The organism is Bacillus sp. 0209A, assembly GCF_036765095.1.
Taxonomy (GTDB): Bacteria; Bacillota; Bacilli; order Bacillales; family Bacillaceae; genus Bacillus; species Bacillus subtilis_G.
In genome coordinates this window covers 1-2,252 of the sequence record NZ_JBAIZV010000015.1, presented here as the reverse complement: position 1 = coordinate 2,252, position 2,252 = coordinate 1, and the positions used below count along the sequence as shown (strand labels likewise).

Genomic DNA, 2,252 nt, shown 5'->3' with positions numbered 1-2,252 from the left:
GCGCTCCGGTTTCCAAGGCTCCTACCTATCCTGTACAAGCTGTACCAACATTCAATATCAGGCTGCAGTAAAGCTCCACGGGGTCTTTCCGTCCTGTCGCGGGTAACCTGCATCTTCACAGGTACTATAATTTCACCGAGTCTCTCGTTGAGACAGTGCCCAGATCGTTGCGCCTTTCGTGCGGGTCGGAACTTACCCGACAAGGAATTTCGCTACCTTAGGACCGTTATAGTTACGGCCGCCGTTTACTGGGGCTTCAATTCGCACCTTCGCTTACGCTAAGCGCTCCTCTTAACCTTCCAGCACCGGGCAGGCGTCAGCCCCTATACTTCGCCTTACGGCTTCGCAGAGACCTGTGTTTTTGCTAAACAGTCGCCTGGGCCTATTCACTGCGGCTCTCTCGGGCTTGCACCCTAACAGAGCACCCCTTCTCCCGAAGTTACGGGGTCATTTTGCCGAGTTCCTTAACGAGAGTTCTCTCGATCACCTTAGGATTCTCTCCTCGCCTACCTGTGTCGGTTTGCGGTACGGGCACCTCTCACCTCGCTAGAGGCTTTTCTTGGCAGTGTGGAATCAGGAACTTCGCTACTATATTTCGCTCGCCATCACAGCTCAGCCTTATGGGAAACGGATTTGCCTATTTCCCAGCCTAACTGCTTGGACGCGGATATCCAATACCGCGCTTACCCTATCCTCCTGCGTCCCCCCATTACTCAAATGGTGAGGAGGTGGTACAGGAATATCAACCTGTTGTCCATCGCCTACGCCTTTCGGCCTCGGCTTAGGTCCCGACTAACCCTGAGCGGACGAGCCTTCCTCAGGAAACCTTAGGCATTCGGTGGAGGGGATTCTCACCCCTCTTTCGCTACTCATACCGGCATTCTCACTTCTAAGCGCTCCACCAGTCCTTCCGGTCTGGCTTCACAGCCCTTAGAACGCTCTCCTACCACTGTTCGAAGAACAGTCCGCAGCTTCGGTGATACGTTTAGCCCCGGTACATTTTCGGCGCAGAGTCACTCGACCAGTGAGCTATTACGCACTCTTTAAATGGTGGCTGCTTCTAAGCCAACATCCTGGTTGTCTAAGCAACTCCACATCCTTTTCCACTTAACGTATACTTTGGGACCTTAGCTGGCGGTCTGGGCTGTTTCCCTTTCGACTACGGATCTTATCACTCGCAGTCTGACTCCCAAGGATAAGTCATTGGCATTCGGAGTTTGACTGAATTCGGTAACCCGGTAGGGGCCCCTAGTCCAATCAGTGCTCTACCTCCAAGACTCTTACCTTGAGGCTAGCCCTAAAGCTATTTCGGAGAGAACCAGCTATCTCCAGGTTCGATTGGCATTTCACCCCTACCCACACCTCATCCCCGCACTTTTCAACGTGCGTGGGTTCGGGCCTCCATTCAGTGTTACCTGAACTTCACCCTGGACATGGGTAGATCACCTGGTTTCGGGTCTACGACCACGTACTCATGCGCCCTATTCAGACTCGCTTTCGCTGCGGCTCCGCATCTTCTGCTTAACCTTGCACGGGATCGTAACTCGCCGGTTCATTCTACAAAAGGCACGCCATCACCCGTTAACGGGCTCTGACTACTTGTAGGCACACGGTTTCAGGATCTGTTTCACTCCCCTTCCGGGGTGCTTTTCACCTTTCCCTCACGGTACTGGTTCACTATCGGTCACTAGGGAGTATTTAGCCTTGGGAGATGGTCCTCCCGGATTCCGACGGAATTTCACGTGTTCCGCCGTACTCAGGATCCACTCAGGAGAGAACGAAGTTTTGACTACAGGGCTGTTACCTTCTATGGCGGGCCTTTCCAGACCTCTTCATCTACCTCGTTCTTTTGTAACTCCGTACAGAGTGTCCTACAACCCCAAGAGGCAAGCCTCTTGGTTTGGGCTAATCCCGTTTCGCTCGCCGCTACTCAGGGAATCGCATTTGCTTTCTCTTCCTCCGGGTACTTAGATGTTTCAGTTCCCCGGGTCTGCCTTCTCATATCCTATGAATTCAGATATGGATACCACTCCATTACGAGTGGTGGGTTTCCCCATTCGGAAATCTCCGGATCAAAGCTTGCTTACAGCTCCCCGAAGCATATCGGTGTTCGTCCCGTCCTTCATCGGCTCCTAGTGCCAAGGCATCCACCGTGCGCCCTTTCTAACTTAACCGTTAAAAAGAATCACTATGTGATATCTTGTATTACTAATTGAATGTGATGTCTACTGTTATCTAGTTTTCAAAGAACA

At 52.1% G+C, this 2,252-nt stretch carries 1 rRNA gene; it reads right to left on the bottom strand.

What is annotated here, in order from left to right:
- A 23S ribosomal RNA gene (locus tag V6D44_RS20900) occupies positions 1-2,174 on the bottom strand; the annotation flags it as partial.
- Positions 2,175-2,252: the final 78 nt, after the last annotated feature.